Below are 16,550 nucleotides of genomic sequence, written 5' to 3'. Positions count from 1 at the left end.
AAAGTCGCGACATGGTAAGCGGTGGCACAATTCTCGTGATGGCAGGCGCACGCGAGGCGCATGGGATTGTGGCCCGGCTGCGGGAGCGGGGGCGCGAGGTGATCGCCAGCCTGCCGGAACCCGAGCGCACCTTCGACCCTTTGCCGGTGCCCACGCGGGTTGGCGGCTTCCCGCACCAGATGGCGTTGAGCGCCTGGATGGCCGAGCAGAATGTGGTGTCGGTGATCGATGCGAGCCACGCCTTTGACGCGGATCTGTCCCGCATGGTGGCGATCACCTGCAACGCGCACGACCTGCGGTATCTGCGGGTGCTGCGCCCGCCCTGGCGCGCGTCGCGGCTCGACACCTGGAACAGCTACCGCACCGTCAAGCGCGCGGCTGAAGACGTGCCGCCCGGTGCGCGGGTCTTCAGCAACACGGGGCGCGCGACCCTGGGGGAGTTCAAGCACTTCCGGGGCACGGTGCTGTTCCTGCGCCAGACCCAGCCGCAGGCGGACCCGCCGCCCTTCGACTTCGTGACCTATGTCGAGGGCACACCGCCTTTCTCGCAGGGGGACGAGGAGATGCTGTTTCGCGAACTGCGAATATCGCGCCTGATCTGCCGCAACGTTGGCGGCAGTGCGAGCATGTCCAAGCTGCTGGCTGCCCGGCGCCTCGGGCTCCCCGTGGCCATGATCGAACGCCCCGCGCCGCCGCCTGCATCCGCCGTTGTCGAAACGGTGACCGAAGCGCTGGCCTGGGAGGCCAATGCATGAGCGTCGGGCGGATTGTGGCGACCGATGCGGATGTGGCCGAAGGGGCGGCCTGGCTTGCCGCCCGCGACCCGCGGCTCGCCACGGCGCTTGACGCCTGTGGCCCGCTGCCGCTGCGCCGCAAGCCCGATGGCTTTGCCGAATTGCTCAGCGCCATCGTGAGCCAGCAGGTCAGCGTGGCCTCTGCCCGCGCGCTCTGGTCCAACCTCGAGACAGCGGGCGTGATCACGCCGCAGACCGTCCTGCGCCACAGCCAGGAGGAGTTGCGCGCGCTCGGCCTCAGCCGCCAGAAGGCGCGCTATGCCCATGCGCTCGCCGACGCCGGGATCGACTACGACGCCTTGCGCGCCGCACCCGATGCCGAGGTGGTCAAGACCCTCACGTCGGTCACCGGCATCGGCGTCTGGACCGCCGAGATCTACGCGATGTTCTCCCTGGGCCGCGCCGATGTCTTCGCGCCCGGCGATCTGGCCCTGCAGGAGGCCGCACGGGCGATCTATGACCTGCCCGAGCGCCCGACCGAGCGCGCCCTGCGCGCGATGGCGGAAGACTGGTCGCCCTGGCGCGCGGTTGCGGCACGGCTTTTCTTTACCTACTACAGGCACATAAAACAGAGGGACGGCATCACATGACACGGGTACTCAACGCTGGCCGCCGCGCGCCGGTCTCGGGCGACACGCGCTCCATCGTCGTTTTCCTGCATGGCTACGGTGCAAACGGCGCCGACCTGCTGGGCCTCGCCGACCCGCTGGCCGAGCACCTGCCGGATACGCTCTTTGTGGCCCCCGATGCGCCCGAGGCCAGCGCCGGGTCACCCATGGGCTTCCAGTGGTTCCCGATCCCCTGGATCGACGGCTCCTCCGAAGAGGAATCCGAACGCTCCATGATGCAGGCGGTCGATGACCTCAACGCCTTTCTTGACGCGCTCATGGTCGACGAAGACGTGCTGCCCGAACAGGTCGTGCTCTTCGGCTTTTCCCAAGGTACCATGATGGCGCTGCACGTGGCCCCGCGCCGCGAGGACGCGGTCGCGGGCATCGTCGCCTTCTCCGGGCGCTTGCTCAGCCCCGAGACCCTCGCCGACGAGGTGGTCGTGCGCCCGCCGGTGCTGCTGGTGCACGGCGATGCCGACGACGTGGTGCCGCCGCAATCGCTGCCACAAGCGGCGGAGGCGCTGCAGGAAGCGGGGTGGCAGGACGTCTATGCGCATATCATGAAGGGCACCGGCCATGGCATCGCGCCCGATGGGCTCTCCGTGGCGCTGGCCTTCATGCGCGACAAGCTCGGGCTCTAGGGCGGGGCGGAAGTCCCGGTCACCTTAACCCTTCGTTAAATCTCCTCTCCGATACAGAAGGAGGGAGACTGAGATGCAGACGCTCGACGCAGACCTGCTGGACCTTATAGAGCACCCGGTCTTCGTTCTCGAACCGGATCCCGCGGGCATGCCACGCTATGTCGCGTTCAATGCCTATGCCTGCAAGGTGCTGGGTCGCCCGGTCACCGAAATCCTCGGGCGCACGGCAGCCGAAGTCTATGCCGGGCGGCTCGGTGAAACCGTCTTCGCCCATCATGTCGAAACGATCCGATCCGGCATCCCGGTCGCCTACGAGACCCGGCTGCCGGTGCTGGGGTCCGAACGGCTGGTGCGCACCACCTTGCGGCCCGTCTGCGATGAGGGCGGCGCCGTGCTCCGCCTCGTGGGTTCCTCCGTCGATGTGTCGGGCGGGCAGGTCCCGCATCAGGTGAGAGCCGAGCTGGCCACCCGCACGAACGAGATGCAGGACTACATCGAACTGGCCGCCCACGATCTGCGCGCGCCCATGCGCAACGTGACCTATATCGCGGAAATGCTGCGGGACGGGTTCCAGGACCTGGGCGACGGCAAGCTCGAGCTGATCGACCTGCTCGAAGACATTGGGCAGAAGGCCAGCACGCTGATCAGCGACGTGCTGTCTCATGCACAGGCCTGCTCGCTGGCCCGCGAAACCGTGCAATTCGACTTTGCCCAGCTCGTTTGGGATGTTCTCGCGGTGCTCGACCCCCTGGGGCGCTGCGTGGTCCAGCTCGACGCGGACCGGGTCGAAGGCGATCGCGCCGCCACGCAGATCATCCTGCGCAACCTCATCGACAACGCGCTCAGGTGCTTTGATGCCGAGGCAAGCGTGGCGGACAAGCTGACGCTCGAGATCCATCTGAACGATCTCGAGGATGGCTTCTTCGAGATCACGATTTCGGACGACGGTCCCGGCCTCAGCGATCCCGCACTTCTGTTTTTCGAAACCGGCGAGCTGCGCGTGGACAGCGGGTTCGGACTGCTCGGCGTCCGCCGCCTCATCCACGCGCGCGGTGGCTCGGTAAAGGCCATGAACCGCTCGGGCGGCCCCGGTGCTGTGATCGCGGTGACCTTGCCGGGCCGGCTGGTGCCCGAGGTCTCCGAAGAAACCTACGGCGCCGCCTGATCCCGCAGAGCGACCCTGTCATGCCACCCGACAGGCCGGGGCGGGGGGCTCAGCCCGCAATCTCCGCGGCGAGACCGGCCCGCACCAGCACCGCCAGATGACGCCGCGCCGCACGCGTCTCCAACCCGCTGATCGTGCCCTTGCTCGCCAAACTCGTCAGCCCGTGCACCGAGGCCCAGAGCAGGGTCAGCCGCACCGCCTCGGGGCCTGTGCTGTCGGCGACACCCGCGACCCCGCGTAACATCGCCAAAAGCTCGTCCTGCACCGCAAAGAGCCGCCCGTCATCCGGGGTCTGCACCGGGTATTCGAAGAGCGCGCGCCAGCGCTGCGGCTCGGCCAGCGCAAAGTCGAAATAAGCCTCCGCCATGGCAACCAGCTGCGCCTCGAGCTCCGGCGGCGCGTCTTCAAGCCTTGCCCGCAGCGCTGTCTGCAATCGCAGCGCCGAGCGCATGTTCACCTCGCGCACCACTCCGTCGATATGCCCAAAGGCATTGTAGAGCGCGCCCACGGAACACCCCGTCGCCTGCGCCAGCCCGCGCGCTGTCAGCGCTTCATAGCCGTCCTTCACCAGCAACCGTTCGGCCACTTCGCCGCCCTTGCGGCGGATCTCGGCCAGGTTGCGATCCCGGCGTGACGTAGCGTCTTTCTCCTGCATCGCATGAACATGGTTCACAGAATCGCGAATGTCAAATATGAACAATGTTCATGAACATAGTTCACGCAGCGAAACCTGGAGACCCCATCATGCCGCGATTTGCCGCCCCCCGTGCCTTCGCCCGCGAGGTCCGACAGAAAGGCCTCGATCACCTGCGCCGCCAGCCCCGCGGGCGCTATGCCTCGCCTGCGCAATGGGCGATGGCTGTCATCTGGACCGGTGCGCTTGTCACCGCGACGGCACTCTTGCTGACCTCAGACGGCCCCATCGCCTTCCTGCATGCCGCCATCTGCGGGCTCTTTGCCTTCTTTGTGCTGGCCACGCTCTGCCATGATGCCGCGCATGGCTCGCTCTCCCGGCACGGGTGGGTCAACCGGCTGGTGCTCACCCTCGGGTTCGGCCTCTTCGGCGTCTCGGGCGCGCTTTGGCGCTGGCGGCATATCCGCCTGCACCACATGTTCCCGAACGTGGAGGGCACCGACATCGATGGAGAGGGCTCGCTGCTGATCCGGCTCGCTCCTTATGGCGAATGGCGCATCTGGCACCGGGTGCAGGCGCTCTATGCCCCGATCCTCTACATGCTCGTCATGGCGCATCTGGCGTGGATCGAAGACTGGACGAACCGTGCGATGGCCCGCCGCATGGCGCCCGAGCTCTTTGCCAACCGAGGCGCCACCGCCGAGTTCCTGCTGGTGAAGGCGGTGCACGCCGCCCTGACCCTTGGCCTGCCGTGGCTTCTGCTGCAGCCCCCGCTCTGGGCGCTGGCGCTTGGATATCTGCTCTATACCGGCGTGGCCTCGATGCTCTTTATCGTGATCGTCGCAGGCTCGCATCTGAGCGAGGAGGCGGAGTTCGTCTCGCCCGACGCAGGCCAGATCCCGCATGACTGGGCCGAGCATCAGCTGCGCACCTGCCTTGACTGGGCCCCGAAAAGCCGGACCGCCGCGCTGCTCTCGGGCGGCTCAAACGCGCACACCGCGCATCACCTCTTTCCGCAAGTGGCCCACTGCCACAACGCAGCGCTCAGCGCGATTGTTTCGGAGACCGCCGCGCAGCATGGCCTGACCCACAACATCACCAGTTTCGCAGGTCTGGTCGTCTCGCACGTCCAGCACCTGCATGCGCTTGGGCGCCCGCCTGCGCCACCCCATCCCCAGTAAAAGGAGACCTTGTCATGACCATCATCCCCTCACACATCCGGTTCATCAGCCTGATCGCAACCCTCGCCGTAACCCTCACGGCCTGCACAGCCCCTTGGGGCGGGTCCGGTCCGCCCATCCCGGTTCAGCCCAAGCTCGCCGGGGCCAAAGGGCTCGACGTCTATGCGGGCCGACCCGCCGAGACCCGGCCACGGTTCCGGGGCGCGCGCGCAGCACAGGTGGGTGTGTGGCTGAACAACAAGAGTGTTTTCGACGCCGATTGCCGCATCGAAAACGAGGCCTTTGCATTGCAGTTCAAGAGCTTCGATGTTCTGGAGCTGCCCGACTATCGCCGTGCCTCGCCGCCGGCCACCGTGACCTGTCGCAAGGGCGACCTCCGCGGCCAGGCCGAGCTGGCGGTTGTGAACGTGTCTTCAGAGCTGCGCCAACGTCGCTCCGGTCGGGGGGCGTTACCCGGCGCCCCGGTGATCACGGTGACCATCCCGCTGGGCCGCGACGACCGCCCGGACGACATCTGGGTTTACCCCACAAAGGTTGATGTGCACCTGCGCTAAGTCGTCGTGCTTTTGCGATAGGCGCCTGGGCTTTGCCCCATGACCCGGTTGAATTCGGTATAGAAGTTCGACCGGGTCAGAAATCCCGCAGCCTCGCCCACCGCGCCCACCGCATCACTGGTCTCCTGCAGCAGCCGCGCGGCCTCGGCCACACGGAAATCATTGATGAACTGCGAGACGTTCTTGCCGCTGCTGCGGTTGATCGCCTCCGACAACGCCCGGTCGGTCACGCCGAGCCGCCGGGCCAGCCGGGTCAGCGACAGCTGCGGATCGACGAAGAGACGGCTGTCGCGCAAAAACGCCTCGGCTTTGCTGCTCAACTCTGCGTCCTCGTTGCGCGGCGCGCCTGCGGGCAGGGCGCTGGAGCGCCCGCGCAGGCTGAAGATCGCGGCGCCCGCCAGCATCGCGATGAGCAGCAGGCTCGCCAGCGACAACAACCGCCCCACGTTCGCACCTTCATTGCGCGCAAAATCCACCGCGATCAGCGTGTCCATGACCAAGGTGAGGCCCAGAAGGCCGGCGCCCACCAGCATCATCCGCCGCATGAAGCCCAGATGCGCAAGGCCCAGTTGCGACAGCCGGTCCGGCCCGCCGCGCCAGAGCCGCAGCAGCAAGAGCGCGTAGAGCGCATAGCTGAGCCCGATCATGAAATCGAGCGCCACCCGGATCGGCGGCAGCGCGGCCACGATCGCTGTGAGCACCGTCGCGGCCCCCAGGTGCAGCAGGATCGTGGGCTGCAATCGGGCGACGCGCTCGGACAGTGCCGCATAGCCAAGATAGAGCAGCGGTCCGATCCAGAAGGGCAGCAGCCGTTGGATCCCCAGCACGCTCTCGACCTGATAGGCAAAGCGCAGCGCGACAAGCAGCGTCTCGATCATGATCAGGCCCGCGAGCAGGGCAAAGAAGGTCTTCGCCGGGCCTGGCAGCCAGGCGCGGGTCAGCACCAGCGCGCCGAAGATCGCCGACAGACCGGTCAGAAACAGGGGCAGGGGCACGGAGATCATGCCGAATGCTGTCCTCGATTGCGTGTCCTCTGTCCTGAATGCCGTTTCAGGACAGCCAAGCCATTGCCCGAAACCGGCTCTTTGCTCAAGTCAGGATCATCGCAAACACCCAACCTACGAGGTCAGACATGAACACCAACCTTCGCCAACTTTGCCTCTCCGCCATGGTCGCCATCGGATTTGCCCTGCCCGGTGAGGCCGCGGACTTTGCGCCCGCCGTGGCCGAATTCAAAGCCGCATACCCCGATATGGACCGCAAGATGCAAGGCCGCGTCTGGTACCCCTCCCACGCGGAGGGACCCGAGGATCTGCTGCGCGGCAGCGCCGTCTGGCGCGACGTCTCGGGCCATCTCGACGCCAGGATCGCGCCGGGGCTCTTCCCAGTCGTGCTGATCAGCCACGGGATGTACGGCAACACCATGAACCAGGCGTGGCTCGCCAAACGGCTCGCCGCCGAAGGCGTCATCGTGATCCAGCCCAACCACCCGGGCACCACCAGCTTTGACCGCGACCCCGACCACGCGCGCCAACTCTGGCTGCGCGCCACCGACCTCAGCATCGCGCTCGATGAAGCGCTGACCGACCCGCGGTTTGCCGATCACATCGACCCCACCCGCGTCGCCGCCGCGGGTCACTCGCTGGGCGGCTACACCGTGATGGCGGCGGCGGGCGCGCGCCATGACGTGGCGCATTACGCTGCGGGCTGTGCCAAAGCACCGACGCGCACCGACTGCGAGGTCATCGACATGTGGAAGGTGGGCGCCGACCCCGCCGATCACGCAGCACTGCAAAGTGACCGCTCCGATCCGCGCATCCGCACCGTGATCCCCATGGACCTCGGCGGCGCGCAGACCTTCGCGCCCGACAGCCTCGCCGAAATCGACATGCCCGTGCTGGTGCTCGGCGCAGGCCGCGGCGACATGCTGGACCAGGACGTCGAATCCCGTGCGCTTGCCGCCGCGCTCCCCGCCGATCGGGTCACCCATATCGAAGTCGTGGACGCGGGCCATTTCGACTACATGGGCATCTGCACCGATGAGGGCTATGACGTGCTCAAACGCGAGGCGCCGGGTGACGAAATCGTCTGCGTCAAAGCCCATGACGAGCGCATGGCACAACACGATCACATCTTTGAGTTGATCATGGACCACCTTCGCGCAACCGACGTGATCCCCCAGGGCTGAACCACAGCGCTGGCCCGGCACACCGGGCCAGGCGCCTTGTGGATAACTGTCATCGAGACGTTACGGAATCATCTTAACGGTTCTGCGACATCTTGTGGTCATACTGGGGCTTGTCAGCTTATGGCCACGATATATAGTCATAAAAAGACTCGCGCGCTGGTGGCGCGGCAGGCGCGACAGGCAGAGGCAAATCGGCAAGGGGTGTGCCCGACCATGGACGGCGATTTCAGAACGGACTTCACGCGCAATCCCGCGAGTTTGAGGCACAGGCCCGCCTTGGTGCTGAACGCGGACTACCGGCCGCTCAGCTACTACCCTCTGTCGCTCTGGCCCTGGCAGGAGGCGGTCAAGGCGGCCTGGCTCGACAGGGTGGACATCGTCGCTGAATATGACGACATCGTCCGAAGCCCCAGTACCGAGATCAGGATCCCTTCGGTCGTTGTCCTGAAAGACTATGTGAAACCTCAAAAGCGCGTGGCCTTCACGCGCTTTAATTTATTTCTGAGGGATGAATTCCGCTGCCAGTACTGCGGTGCGCGCGGCGAGTTGACCTTCGATCACGTGGTGCCGCGCGCCAGCGGCGGGGTCACCAGCTGGCAGAATGTGGTGGCGGCCTGTTCGCCCTGCAACCTGAAGAAGGGCTCCAAACCGCTGCACCGCACGGGGCTGTCCCTGCGCAAACCGCCGCGCCAGCCCGGCGCGGAAGAGCTGCGCAATATGGGCCGGAAATTCCCGCCCAACCACCTGCATGAAAGCTGGATGGATTTCCTCTATTGGGACGCCGAACTCGAGGCCTGAGCCGGCGCTCGTCCCCCGGCGCTTCCCGCCAGCGTTGAAAAATCCATAAGCCTATGCTATCGATCCCAGGTGTTGCGTATTTTTCGCGCGGCGCATTTTTTGTTTTTGAAGTTATTTTATATATCTATTTCAAGGAGATGTATTGTGTCAGGTAGGCATCATGGGCTGTCTCGGCTCGACCAACTCAACAAAATCTGTCTGCAAGGTGGGGGCCCGTCGAAACCCTTCGCCCAAACGCTGGGGCGCCTCATGCCGCCCAATCCGGTGCAGATCCAGAACATCACCCATGCCGAGGTGATCCAAGCGTTGCACGATCTCTCCGAGACGATGCGGGCCACCCACAACGAGAACGGCCATGCCGATGCGGGTATGACCTTCCTCGGCCAGTTCGTCGATCACGACGTCACGCTCGATGCGACCTCGGCGCTTGGCACGCGGATTGATCCCTCGACCATCCCGAACGTGCGCACGCCGAGCCTTGACCTCGACTGTGTCTATGGCGCGGGCCCCGAGGCCTCGCCGCATCTCTACGGCGCGGGCGAGCAGGACCATATGCTGATGTTCGGGCGCCATGACAACCCGCTGGACCTTGCGCGGACCTGCGCGGGCAAGGCGCTGATCGGCGATCCGCGCAACGATGAGAACGTGATCGTCGCGCAGGTGCAGGGGATTTTCATCGAGCTGCACAATATCCTGATGAGCAAGCGTGTCGAAGAGGGGGACGAGGCCAAGGACATCAAGGCCTGCGCCCATGACGGCATCCCCAAGCATGTGTGGCACGATCATGTGGCGCCGAAGCTTGCGAACTTCGAGGAGGTGCGGCGCTTCATCCGGCTGCATTACCAATGGATCGTCTGGAACGAACTGCTGCCCGCCTTCGTCGATCAGGCCTGCCTCGATCACGCGCTGCAGCACCATCTCTTCGGCTGGGATGCACCGGTCATGCCAGTGGAGTTCACCGGGGCCTGCTACCGCTTTGGCCACGCCACCACGCAGCACGAATACAAGCTGCAGGACAGTCAGGCGGCCAAGGGGCTATTCGCCACCGTGGGTTTCGGCCCGCGTCCGACGGATGCCAATATGGACATGGATCTCTTCTTCGAGATGTCCGGTGGCAATGCGGTGCAAAAGGCGCGGCCCGTGGGCCCGGGCCTCGGCTCGCCGCTCTTCGAGCTGCCCTTCGTGAACAGCACCATCGAGCTGGCCGAGATCGAGCACACGATGACGGTCGAGCAGTCCCGCAACCTTGCGCTGCGCAACATGGTCCGCGACCGCTATACCTATCAGCTCGCCAGCGGCCAGCAGGCGGCGGCGCGGCTCGGTATCGACAAGCACGTGCATGTGCCGGATGCGCTCAAGGCCAAGGGCATCACCAAGACGCCGCTGTGGTTCTATGCGCTGCAGGAGGCAAAGGAGCATGGGGGCGGCAAGCTCACCGGTGTCGGCGGCACGATTGTGGCCTCGGTCTTTGCCAATCTACTGAAGCGCGATTCCACCACCTATCTGCACATCCCGCATTTCAAGCCGTGGGGTGGCTTCGGCGGGCAGCCGTCCTGCATGGCGGGCATCGCAGCCTACGTCGAAAAGCATCGCGGCCACATCAAAGACCCCAAGTCGCTCATGTGCGGCTGAGGCCACCACCGGCCCGGCGCGCAGATGCCCGCCGGCCCGGTGGCGGACACGCCGCTGCAGGCGGTGCGGTCACCGCAATCGTGGTTAATGCGCTCTGAAGAAACGGGCCGTCTTGCGGGCGGCCCGTTAACCATTCGAAGCAACGTACGGTTGTGTCATCTTTTGTTAAGATATGGGGCGACTGGCCCCTGGTTCGTGAGAAACCGACCTCTGCACCGACAGAATACCGACGTTACACCGACGTGATACCGACGTTGGGTTTTACCGATCAGAGCGGGGCTGTGGCTTCGCAAGCTGCTCGGCAGGGAGGCCTGTTTTGCGCTTGACGGGGATGGTCCGCTATGCCGCGAGATCGACCCAGACCGGCACGTGATCCGAGGGTTTGTCGCGCCCGCGCACATCCTTGTCGATGGCGCAGTCCTGCAGCATGTCAGCCGCCTGCGGGCAGAGCAGCAGATGGTCGATGCGAATGCCCAGGTTGCGGTTCCATGCACCGGCCTGGTAGTCCCAGAAACTGTAGTGCCCCGGGCCTTGGGTGCGCGCGCGGAAGGCGTCCGTGAGGCCGAGGTTGATCAACTGGCGAAAGGCCGTGCGGCTCTCCAGCCGGAAGAGGGCATCCTCGCGCCAACTGTCCGGAGTTGCGGCATCCTCCGCTTGCGGGATGATGTTATAGTCGCCAGCCATCAAAAATGGTGTTTCTTCAGCGAGTAAGGTCTCCGCCCGGGCCTGCAACCGCTCCATCCAGGCCAGCTTGTAGTCGTACTTGGGCCCCGGGGCCGGGTTGCCGTTGGGCAGGTAGAGCCCGCAAATCCGCAAGGCATGGTGGTCTCCGACGACGGTGGCTTCGATGTAGCGCGCCTGCTCGTCAGCATCATCGCCCGGCAGGCCGCGGGTCACATCCTCCAGCGGCAATTTTGACAGGATCGCCACGCCGTTGAAGCTCTTCTGCCCATGCGTTTCGACGTTGTAGCCGCGCTCTTCAAAGAGCTCGGTCGGAAACGCCTCATCAACCGACTTGATCTCCTGCAACAGCACCACATCCGGTTGTGCCTCATCCAGCCAGTCGGGCAGCGCTGCAATACGCGCCTTGATACCGTTGATGTTGAACGTCGCGATTTTCATTCAATGCGCTCCTCGCCGCTACAGCCCAGCTATCACCCAGCCCACGAGCAAGGGCAAGGGCCGCGGGCCAAGTTCGGCAACCACAGGGTGAGTGATTCTCGTTAACGGTTAATCCATACGCGGCCTAATGCATTAATATCCCCAGAGTTATCCACTGTGGATAAAAAAAAATTAACCAATTTGTCCGCAGCAACTTTCAAGCGTCTGCCGACGCCTAGGCCGGGACTTTCGTGTGGATAACCAAGTGTTAACACATTCTTAACGCGAAAAAATCTTGGAAACTCGCCTTAAACGGGCAAGCGTTGCCGGGCGAAAACTTCATTTGAAAGGGATATGCGATGAAGACGAACGCTTTACTGAAGACACCTGCCTTTGAAGACACGTTTGAGAGTGACACAGACCTGCACTGCGGGAAGGGGACAGATCTGTTCACCACAAGCATGGGACCGGCGGGAACCGACATGATGAGCGGCGAGGCAACCGGGTTGTTTACCACCTCGATGACCCCCGAAGCCGACACGCTCTCAGGTGCCGAGACGGGCCAGTTCACCACCAGCATGGTGGCTGGCCGCGACGCGTTCTCGGGCGATGCAACCGGTCTTTTCACGACCTCCATGTAACTCACGCGATTTGGCCTGGTGCCGCGCTCACCCCGCGCGGTCCGGGCCAGACGCAATGCGCGGCAGACCCTTAGGACAAAGGAAGAACCCCCATGTCTAACGTCGTCTCTTTGGGCTTGCCGCGCAGACCGTCTCTGGCCGACCGCCAGGCGCTGTTGATCGGAAACTTCGCCTGCAACCGGCGCAAACCCGACGATGTGTTCTGGCTGAAAGAGAACGCCGAAGTTCTGAATGTGCTGGCCAGCAGCGGTGCGATGCTGTCAGACAATGCGCTGGAGCCCTATCGCCGGATTTATGACGGGCTCGAGGAGCGCCTGCGGTTTTTCCCGCAATACTATCGCTTTCTGCTCTCGATCTGCCTTGATCTGGAAGACCTCGGTATCGGCAAAACCAAAGGAACGGCGTTGTGCCATTGGGTTGCCAAGGCTGGCCTGGAGCAGGCAGAGCTCTCCGATTTGCAGCGTGCCGAAGCGCAGCGACTGCTGAACCGCCGCGGGGCCAGGATCGAAGACATCCAACTTCGCGCCCGGTTGCGCAGGTTCATCAACCGTTCGGACACCTTTGCGCTGCCGAACAAAAAGGCGGCCTATGAACTCACCCATATCATTTTTTACCTCTCCGATTACGGGGTGAAAGACCCGCAGGTCGATGAGGCCGCAATTGTCAGTCTCGAGTTCGCGGGTTTGCTCGCCTATCTCGATCAGGATGTCGATTTGCTGGCGGAAACCTGTGTGGCCATGCGATTTGCCGGCCAGCGGCCAAGCCGGATCTGGGAAGATTGGATCGCCGGTCAAATGTGCGGCTTCACGCTGAGTGACAAGGGTGCGGGCCATTCCGACGCTTACCATGAATATCTGGTGACCAGCTGGTGGGCACTCTTTGCCGATCGGCCGAGCTTTCCGGGCATGCCGCGGGCCTCAGGTCTGCACATCACCCGCCACACTGCGCGGAAAAGTCCGCTGCGCGCGATGTCGGAGTGCATGTTCCATCTGGGACCGGCGCGCAGCAGCGACTGGAGCCAAATGCGTCAGGCAATGTCGGACGCGATTGGCGTCGATGGCGAGGACATTCTCAGCGGTGCCGAGCAGTCTTCGGACCGGTTCGGTGCGTTTTTCGAAGGATTTTCACGCGCGGATATCTGATTAAAAACAGAGTACTGCAGCGTGACGTTGATTTACATCGAGAATGACGTTCCGCAACCGCAAGAACTGGACGCATTGGGGTTGTCGATGATGAAACGCGCGCCGATCAACTCTTCGGAGAAATCGATGGTCGCCCCTCCGAGAAACGGCAAAGAGATCGAATCGACCACCACTTTCTGACCCGCGCCTTCGAGCACGAGGTCATCATCGCGGGGTTCGTCCAGGGCGATCTCATACTGAAACCCCGAGCAGCCGCCGCCCTCGACCGCCACGCGCAGGGCCTTACCATCGGTGGCGGCACCAATCTCGGCCAATCTGTCAAAAGCACGGGGCGTGACTTTGGGTGGGAGTTGCATTTGCGGGCTCCGGCAAGCGGTTTCATTAAGCACTCGCCTGCAATATAGAAACTCTCAGGACAGGCGACAAGGACCAGCCATGATGGCGATTTACGCCTCTGATCCCGCGCAAGCCAGGGGACGGCGCGTGCAGGAGGAGGAAAGCACCTTCCGGTCATGCTTCCAGCGAGACCGGGACCGCATCATCCATGCCAGCGCCTTTCGCAGGCTCAAACACAAGACGCAGGTCTTCATCGAGCATGAGGGCGATTACTACCGCACCCGGCTCACGCATTCGATCGAGGTGGCGCAGGTGGCACGTACGATCTCGGGTGCCTTGGGGCTGAATGCGGAGTTGACCGAGGCGGTGGCGCTTGCGCATGACCTGGGCCACACGCCCTTTGGTCATACGGGTGAGGATGCACTCTCAGCACTGATGGAACCCTATGGCGGGTTCGATCACAACGCCCAGGCGATCCGTATCGTGACCCATCTGGAGCGGCACTATGCGGATTTCGACGGGTTAAACTTGACGTGGGAGACGCTGGAAGGGCTGGCGAAGCACAATGGCCCCGTGACGGGCGAGATCCCTTGGGCACTGCAGGCCTGCACCGATCAGTTGGATCTGGAGCTGCACACATTTGCCAGTGCAGAGGCGCAGGTTGCGGCCATTTCCGACGATGTCGCCTACAACCACCATGATCTGCACGACGGGCTGCGGGCAGAACTCTTCTCGACCGATGAGCTGGCCGAGTTGCCGATCTTGGACGGCTGCTTTGGCGCGGTGGACGAGCTCTATCCCGGACTGAACTACTATCGGCGGCGGCACGAGGCGCTGCGTCGGTTTTTTGGTGTGCTGGTTGAGGATGTCATTGGCTTTGCGCAGGCGCGTCTTGATCAAATCCAGCCGCAGTCGGTCGATGACATCCGCGCCGCTGGCCAGGCCATCATCCGCTTCTCCGATCCGGTCTTTGCCGATCTCAAGGTGATCCGCGCTTTCCTCTTTGATCGCATGTATCGCGCCCCCAGCGTCGTGGAGATGCGCGCACAGGTCACGCAGGTGGTCGACGACCTCTTTCCGTACTTCATGGCGCACCCCGATCAACTGCCTAAGCAATGGCGCAAGGATGTGGAAGAGGTCGACGGCGAGGTGGGGCTGGCCCGGATCGTGTCCGATTACATCGCGGGTATGACCGACCGCTTTGCCCTGCAGGAGCACGAGCGGCTGGTCGGCGCGGGCTGAAGCCACGTAGCACATGCTGTTGACCCGCCGCTTGGGCATGATACACCGCGCCAATCTCTGCCGAAGGACCCGACCCGATGAACCTTTTTGCCGATATCCGCGCGCTTGTACTGGACTGTTTGCAGGCCATGGTCGCGGGCGGGCAGCTGCCCGAGGGGCTCTCTGTCACCAACGTCACGGTCGAGCCGCCGCGGGATGCAGCGCATGGGGATATGGCGACCAACGCAGCGATGGTGCTGGCCAAACCGGCAGGCCAGAAACCGCGGGACATCGCCGAGGCTCTGGCGCAGCGGTTGATCACGGATGACCGGATCGTCAGCGCCGATGTCGCGGGGCCGGGCTTTCTGAACCTGCGGCTGGCGCCTGCCGTCTGGCAAAACATCATCGGCGGCATTCTTGCGGATGGCACCGGTTTCGGACGCGGAACGCTGGGGCAGGGCAAGCGGATCAACGTCGAATATGTCTCGGCCAACCCCACCGGTCCGCTGCATGTGGGCCATACGCGCGGCGCTGTGTTCGGCGATGCGCTGGCCGCGCTGCTCGAGTTCGCAGGGTATGACGTGACCCGCGAGTATTACATCAATGATGGCGGCGCACAGGTCGATGTGCTCGCCCGGTCGGTGTACCTGCGGTACCTTGAGGCGCACGGGCAGGATGTCGCCTTCCCGGATGGCACCTATCCCGGCGACTATCTGATCGCCGTCGGGCAAGCGCTCAAGGAGAAGGTTGGTGACGCTTATCTCGACACGGGCGAGCAATTCTGGTTGGCCGAGGTGCGGGAGTTCGCGACCGAGGCGATGATGAACCTCATTCGCGCCGACCTCAAAGCGCTTGGGGTCGAGATGGATGTCTTCTACTCCGAGAAATCGCTTTATGGCACGGGCCGGATCGAGGCCGCCATCGACGATCTGCGGGGCAAGGGCCTGATCTACGAAGGCGTTCTCGAGCCACCGAAAGGCAAGAAGCCCGAGGATTGGGAGCCGCGTGAACAGACGCTGTTCAAATCCACCGAACACGGTGACGATGTGGACCGCCCCGTCAAGAAATCCGACGGGTCCTGGACCTATTTCGCGCCCGATATCGCATATCACTACGACAAGGTGAGCCGGGGGTATGACGCGCTGATCGACGTCTTTGGCGCGGACCACGGCGGCTATGTGAAGCGGATGAAGGCGGCGGTTTCGGCGCTCAGCGACGGCGATGTGCCGCTCGATATCAAGCTTTGCCAGCTCGTGAAGCTCTTCAAGAACGGCGAGCCCTTCAAGATGTCCAAACGGGCGGGGACGTTCGTGACCCTGCGCGATGTGGTCGACCAGGTTGGGCCCGATGTGACCCGTTTTGTGATGCTCACCCGCAAGAACGACGCGATGCTCGACTTCGATTTCGACAAGGTGATGGAGCAGAGCCGCGAAAACCCTGTGTTCTACGTGCAATACGCTCATGCGCGGGTGGCTTCGGTGCTGCGCAAGGCGACCGAAGCTGGCGCGCCCGTCGATGACGCCACCTTGCAGGCGGCTGATCTCAGCCTGCTGGATCACGAGGCCGAGTTGGGTCTCGCCGCCAAGCTCGCCGAATGGCCGCGGCTGGTGGAGACCGCGGCGCGCAGCAACGAACCGCACCGGGTGGCGTTCTACCTCTACGAGCTCGCCGGCACCTTTCATGCGTTGTGGAACAAGGGCAACGATGTCCCGTCCTTGCGTTTCGTGCAGGATGACCCAAAAGTCACAGCGGCGAAAATCGCCCTCGCGCGGGCCACGAGCGTTGTAATTGCAGCGGGTCTTGGTATTCTTGGCGTCACACCGGCGCAGGAAATGCGGTAGCAAATCGCGGCCTCCGCCAGAGCAGGCAAATCGAACGAGAGACCGGCGGGGCACGCATCCTGTCGGCAGC

Annotated in this window: 17 protein-coding genes; 13 read left to right on the top strand and 4 right to left on the bottom strand. The window is 63.8% G+C overall.

Translation table 11 applies throughout. From position 1 onward, the window contains the following. Positions 1 to 11: 11 nt before the first annotated feature. From ACVC7O_RS12845 to ACVC7O_RS12830, 4 genes are all read left to right on the top strand, one after another. Positions 12 to 755: a precorrin-6A/cobalt-precorrin-6A reductase gene (locus tag ACVC7O_RS12845; protein ID WP_458322519.1), complete on the top strand. Its 744-nt coding sequence runs from the start codon at positions 12 to 14 to the stop codon at positions 753 to 755. After that, positions 752 to 1,384: a DNA-3-methyladenine glycosylase family protein gene (locus tag ACVC7O_RS12840; RefSeq protein WP_458322518.1), complete on the top strand. Its 633-nt coding sequence runs from the start codon at positions 752 to 754 to the stop codon at positions 1,382 to 1,384. Before ACVC7O_RS12845 ends, ACVC7O_RS12840 begins: the two co-directional genes overlap by 4 nt. Next, on the top strand, positions 1,381 to 2,046 hold the full coding sequence (locus ACVC7O_RS12835) for an alpha/beta hydrolase (protein WP_458322517.1): 666 nt from the start codon (positions 1,381 to 1,383) through the stop codon (positions 2,044 to 2,046). The genes ACVC7O_RS12840 and ACVC7O_RS12835 overlap by 4 nt, the downstream gene beginning before the upstream one ends. Before the next feature lie 73 nt (positions 2,047 to 2,119). After that, positions 2,120 to 3,211 carry an ATP-binding protein gene (locus ACVC7O_RS12830; protein ID WP_458322516.1) on the top strand — a complete coding sequence of 364 codons (1,092 nt, stop codon included), beginning with the start codon at positions 2,120 to 2,122 and terminating at the stop codon, positions 3,209 to 3,211. A gap of 49 nt (positions 3,212 to 3,260) precedes the next feature. On the opposite strand, the gene ACVC7O_RS12825 is transcribed toward ACVC7O_RS12830, so the two are convergent. Next, complete coding sequence (locus ACVC7O_RS12825) at positions 3,261 to 3,866, bottom strand: TetR/AcrR family transcriptional regulator (RefSeq protein WP_458322515.1); 606 nt, start codon at positions 3,864 to 3,866, stop codon at positions 3,261 to 3,263. An 89-nt stretch (positions 3,867 to 3,955) separates the two neighbouring features. Between ACVC7O_RS12825 and ACVC7O_RS12820 the strand changes: the two genes are divergently transcribed. Then, complete coding sequence (locus ACVC7O_RS12820; protein WP_458322514.1) at positions 3,956 to 5,026, top strand: fatty acid desaturase; 1,071 nt, start codon at positions 3,956 to 3,958, stop codon at positions 5,024 to 5,026. 14 nt (positions 5,027 to 5,040) lie between these two features. Continuing rightward, positions 5,041 to 5,580, top strand: a complete 540-nt coding sequence (locus tag ACVC7O_RS12815) for a hypothetical protein (RefSeq protein ID WP_458322513.1) — start codon at positions 5,041 to 5,043, stop codon at positions 5,578 to 5,580. Here the strand turns inward: ACVC7O_RS12815 and ACVC7O_RS12810 are convergent. Next, entirely contained in the window at positions 5,577 to 6,584 is a 1,008-nt protein-coding gene (locus ACVC7O_RS12810) for a helix-turn-helix domain-containing protein (protein WP_458322512.1), read from the bottom strand. The genes ACVC7O_RS12815 and ACVC7O_RS12810 overlap by 4 nt on opposite strands. Positions 6,585 to 6,712: 128 nt before the next feature. Between ACVC7O_RS12810 and ACVC7O_RS12805 the strand changes: the two genes are divergently transcribed. The 3 genes from ACVC7O_RS12805 (at position 6,713) to ACVC7O_RS12795 (ending at position 10,198) form a co-directional block, all read left to right on the top strand. Further along, the gene (locus tag ACVC7O_RS12805; RefSeq protein ID WP_458322511.1) at positions 6,713 to 7,768 is read left to right on the top strand and encodes an alpha/beta hydrolase family protein; all 1,056 of its coding nucleotides are present in this window, start codon (positions 6,713 to 6,715) and stop codon (positions 7,766 to 7,768) included. Between the two features lie 213 nt (positions 7,769 to 7,981). Then, entirely contained in the window at positions 7,982 to 8,566 is a 585-nt protein-coding gene (locus ACVC7O_RS12800) for an HNH endonuclease (protein ID WP_458322510.1), read from the top strand. A gap of 144 nt (positions 8,567 to 8,710) precedes the next feature. Next, entirely contained in the window at positions 8,711 to 10,198 is a 1,488-nt protein-coding gene (locus tag ACVC7O_RS12795; RefSeq protein ID WP_458322509.1) for a peroxidase family protein, read from the top strand. 339 nt (positions 10,199 to 10,537) lie between these two features. Here ACVC7O_RS12795 and xth read toward each other — a convergent pair whose 3' ends face one another. Further along, positions 10,538 to 11,320: an exodeoxyribonuclease III gene (gene xth / locus ACVC7O_RS12790; RefSeq protein WP_458322508.1), complete on the bottom strand. Its 783-nt coding sequence runs from the start codon at positions 11,318 to 11,320 to the stop codon at positions 10,538 to 10,540. Between the two features lie 338 nt (positions 11,321 to 11,658). On the opposite strand from xth, the gene ACVC7O_RS12785 reads away from it, so the two are divergent. Then, complete coding sequence (locus ACVC7O_RS12785) at positions 11,659 to 11,940, top strand: hypothetical protein (RefSeq protein WP_458322507.1); 282 nt, start codon at positions 11,659 to 11,661, stop codon at positions 11,938 to 11,940. A 92-nt stretch (positions 11,941 to 12,032) separates the two neighbouring features. Further along, on the top strand, positions 12,033 to 13,082 hold the full coding sequence (locus ACVC7O_RS12780) for a DUF6902 family protein (protein ID WP_458322506.1): 1,050 nt from the start codon (positions 12,033 to 12,035) through the stop codon (positions 13,080 to 13,082). Positions 13,083 to 13,114: 32 nt separating this feature from the next. Here ACVC7O_RS12780 and ACVC7O_RS12775 read toward each other — a convergent pair whose 3' ends face one another. Next, positions 13,115 to 13,438, bottom strand: a complete 324-nt coding sequence (locus tag ACVC7O_RS12775; protein WP_458322505.1) for a HesB/IscA family protein — start codon at positions 13,436 to 13,438, stop codon at positions 13,115 to 13,117. 79 nt (positions 13,439 to 13,517) lie between these two features. Between ACVC7O_RS12775 and ACVC7O_RS12770 the strand changes: the two genes are divergently transcribed. Together ACVC7O_RS12770 and argS are read left to right on the top strand one after the other, a co-directional pair. After that, positions 13,518 to 14,660, top strand: coding sequence for a deoxyguanosinetriphosphate triphosphohydrolase (locus ACVC7O_RS12770; protein WP_458322504.1), 1,143 nt, complete (start codon positions 13,518 to 13,520; stop codon positions 14,658 to 14,660). A 77-nt stretch (positions 14,661 to 14,737) separates the two neighbouring features. Further along, the gene (argS, locus tag ACVC7O_RS12765; protein WP_458322503.1) at positions 14,738 to 16,480 is read left to right on the top strand and encodes an arginine--tRNA ligase; all 1,743 of its coding nucleotides are present in this window, start codon (positions 14,738 to 14,740) and stop codon (positions 16,478 to 16,480) included. Positions 16,481 to 16,550: the final 70 nt, after the last annotated feature.

This window comes from Roseobacter cerffii, from assembly GCF_054226325.1.
The sequence above is the reverse complement of the archived record's forward strand: the minus strand, read 5'-3'. Positions and strand labels throughout refer to the sequence as shown.

What these genes read in the sequence shown, in the direction of transcription:
- ACVC7O_RS12845 (WP_458322519.1), top strand. Translation starts at nt 12, where the DNA reads ATGGTAAGCGGTGGCACAATTCTCGTGATGGCAGGCGCACGCGAGGCG.
- ACVC7O_RS12840 (WP_458322518.1), top strand. Translation starts at nt 752, where the DNA reads ATGAGCGTCGGGCGGATTGTGGCGACCGATGCGGATGTGGCCGAAGGG.
- ACVC7O_RS12835 (WP_458322517.1), top strand. Translation starts at nt 1,381, where the DNA reads ATGACACGGGTACTCAACGCTGGCCGCCGCGCGCCGGTCTCGGGCGAC.
- ACVC7O_RS12830 (WP_458322516.1), top strand. Translation starts at nt 2,120, where the DNA reads ATGCAGACGCTCGACGCAGACCTGCTGGACCTTATAGAGCACCCGGTC.
- ACVC7O_RS12825 (WP_458322515.1), bottom strand. Translation starts at nt 3,866, where the DNA reads ATGCAGGAGAAAGACGCTACGTCACGCCGGGATCGCAACCTGGCCGAG.
- ACVC7O_RS12820 (WP_458322514.1), top strand. Translation starts at nt 3,956, where the DNA reads ATGCCGCGATTTGCCGCCCCCCGTGCCTTCGCCCGCGAGGTCCGACAG.
- ACVC7O_RS12815 (WP_458322513.1), top strand. Translation starts at nt 5,041, where the DNA reads ATGACCATCATCCCCTCACACATCCGGTTCATCAGCCTGATCGCAACC.
- ACVC7O_RS12810 (WP_458322512.1), bottom strand. Translation starts at nt 6,584, where the DNA reads ATGATCTCCGTGCCCCTGCCCCTGTTTCTGACCGGTCTGTCGGCGATC.
- ACVC7O_RS12805 (WP_458322511.1), top strand. Translation starts at nt 6,713, where the DNA reads ATGAACACCAACCTTCGCCAACTTTGCCTCTCCGCCATGGTCGCCATC.
- ACVC7O_RS12800 (WP_458322510.1), top strand. Translation starts at nt 7,982, where the DNA reads ATGGACGGCGATTTCAGAACGGACTTCACGCGCAATCCCGCGAGTTTG.
- xth (WP_458322508.1), bottom strand. Translation starts at nt 11,320, where the DNA reads ATGAAAATCGCGACGTTCAACATCAACGGTATCAAGGCGCGTATTGCA.
- ACVC7O_RS12785 (WP_458322507.1), top strand. Translation starts at nt 11,659, where the DNA reads ATGAAGACGAACGCTTTACTGAAGACACCTGCCTTTGAAGACACGTTT.
- ACVC7O_RS12780 (WP_458322506.1), top strand. Translation starts at nt 12,033, where the DNA reads ATGTCTAACGTCGTCTCTTTGGGCTTGCCGCGCAGACCGTCTCTGGCC.
- ACVC7O_RS12775 (WP_458322505.1), bottom strand. Translation starts at nt 13,438, where the DNA reads ATGCAACTCCCACCCAAAGTCACGCCCCGTGCTTTTGACAGATTGGCC.
- ACVC7O_RS12770 (WP_458322504.1), top strand. Translation starts at nt 13,518, where the DNA reads ATGATGGCGATTTACGCCTCTGATCCCGCGCAAGCCAGGGGACGGCGC.
- argS (WP_458322503.1), top strand. Translation starts at nt 14,738, where the DNA reads ATGAACCTTTTTGCCGATATCCGCGCGCTTGTACTGGACTGTTTGCAG.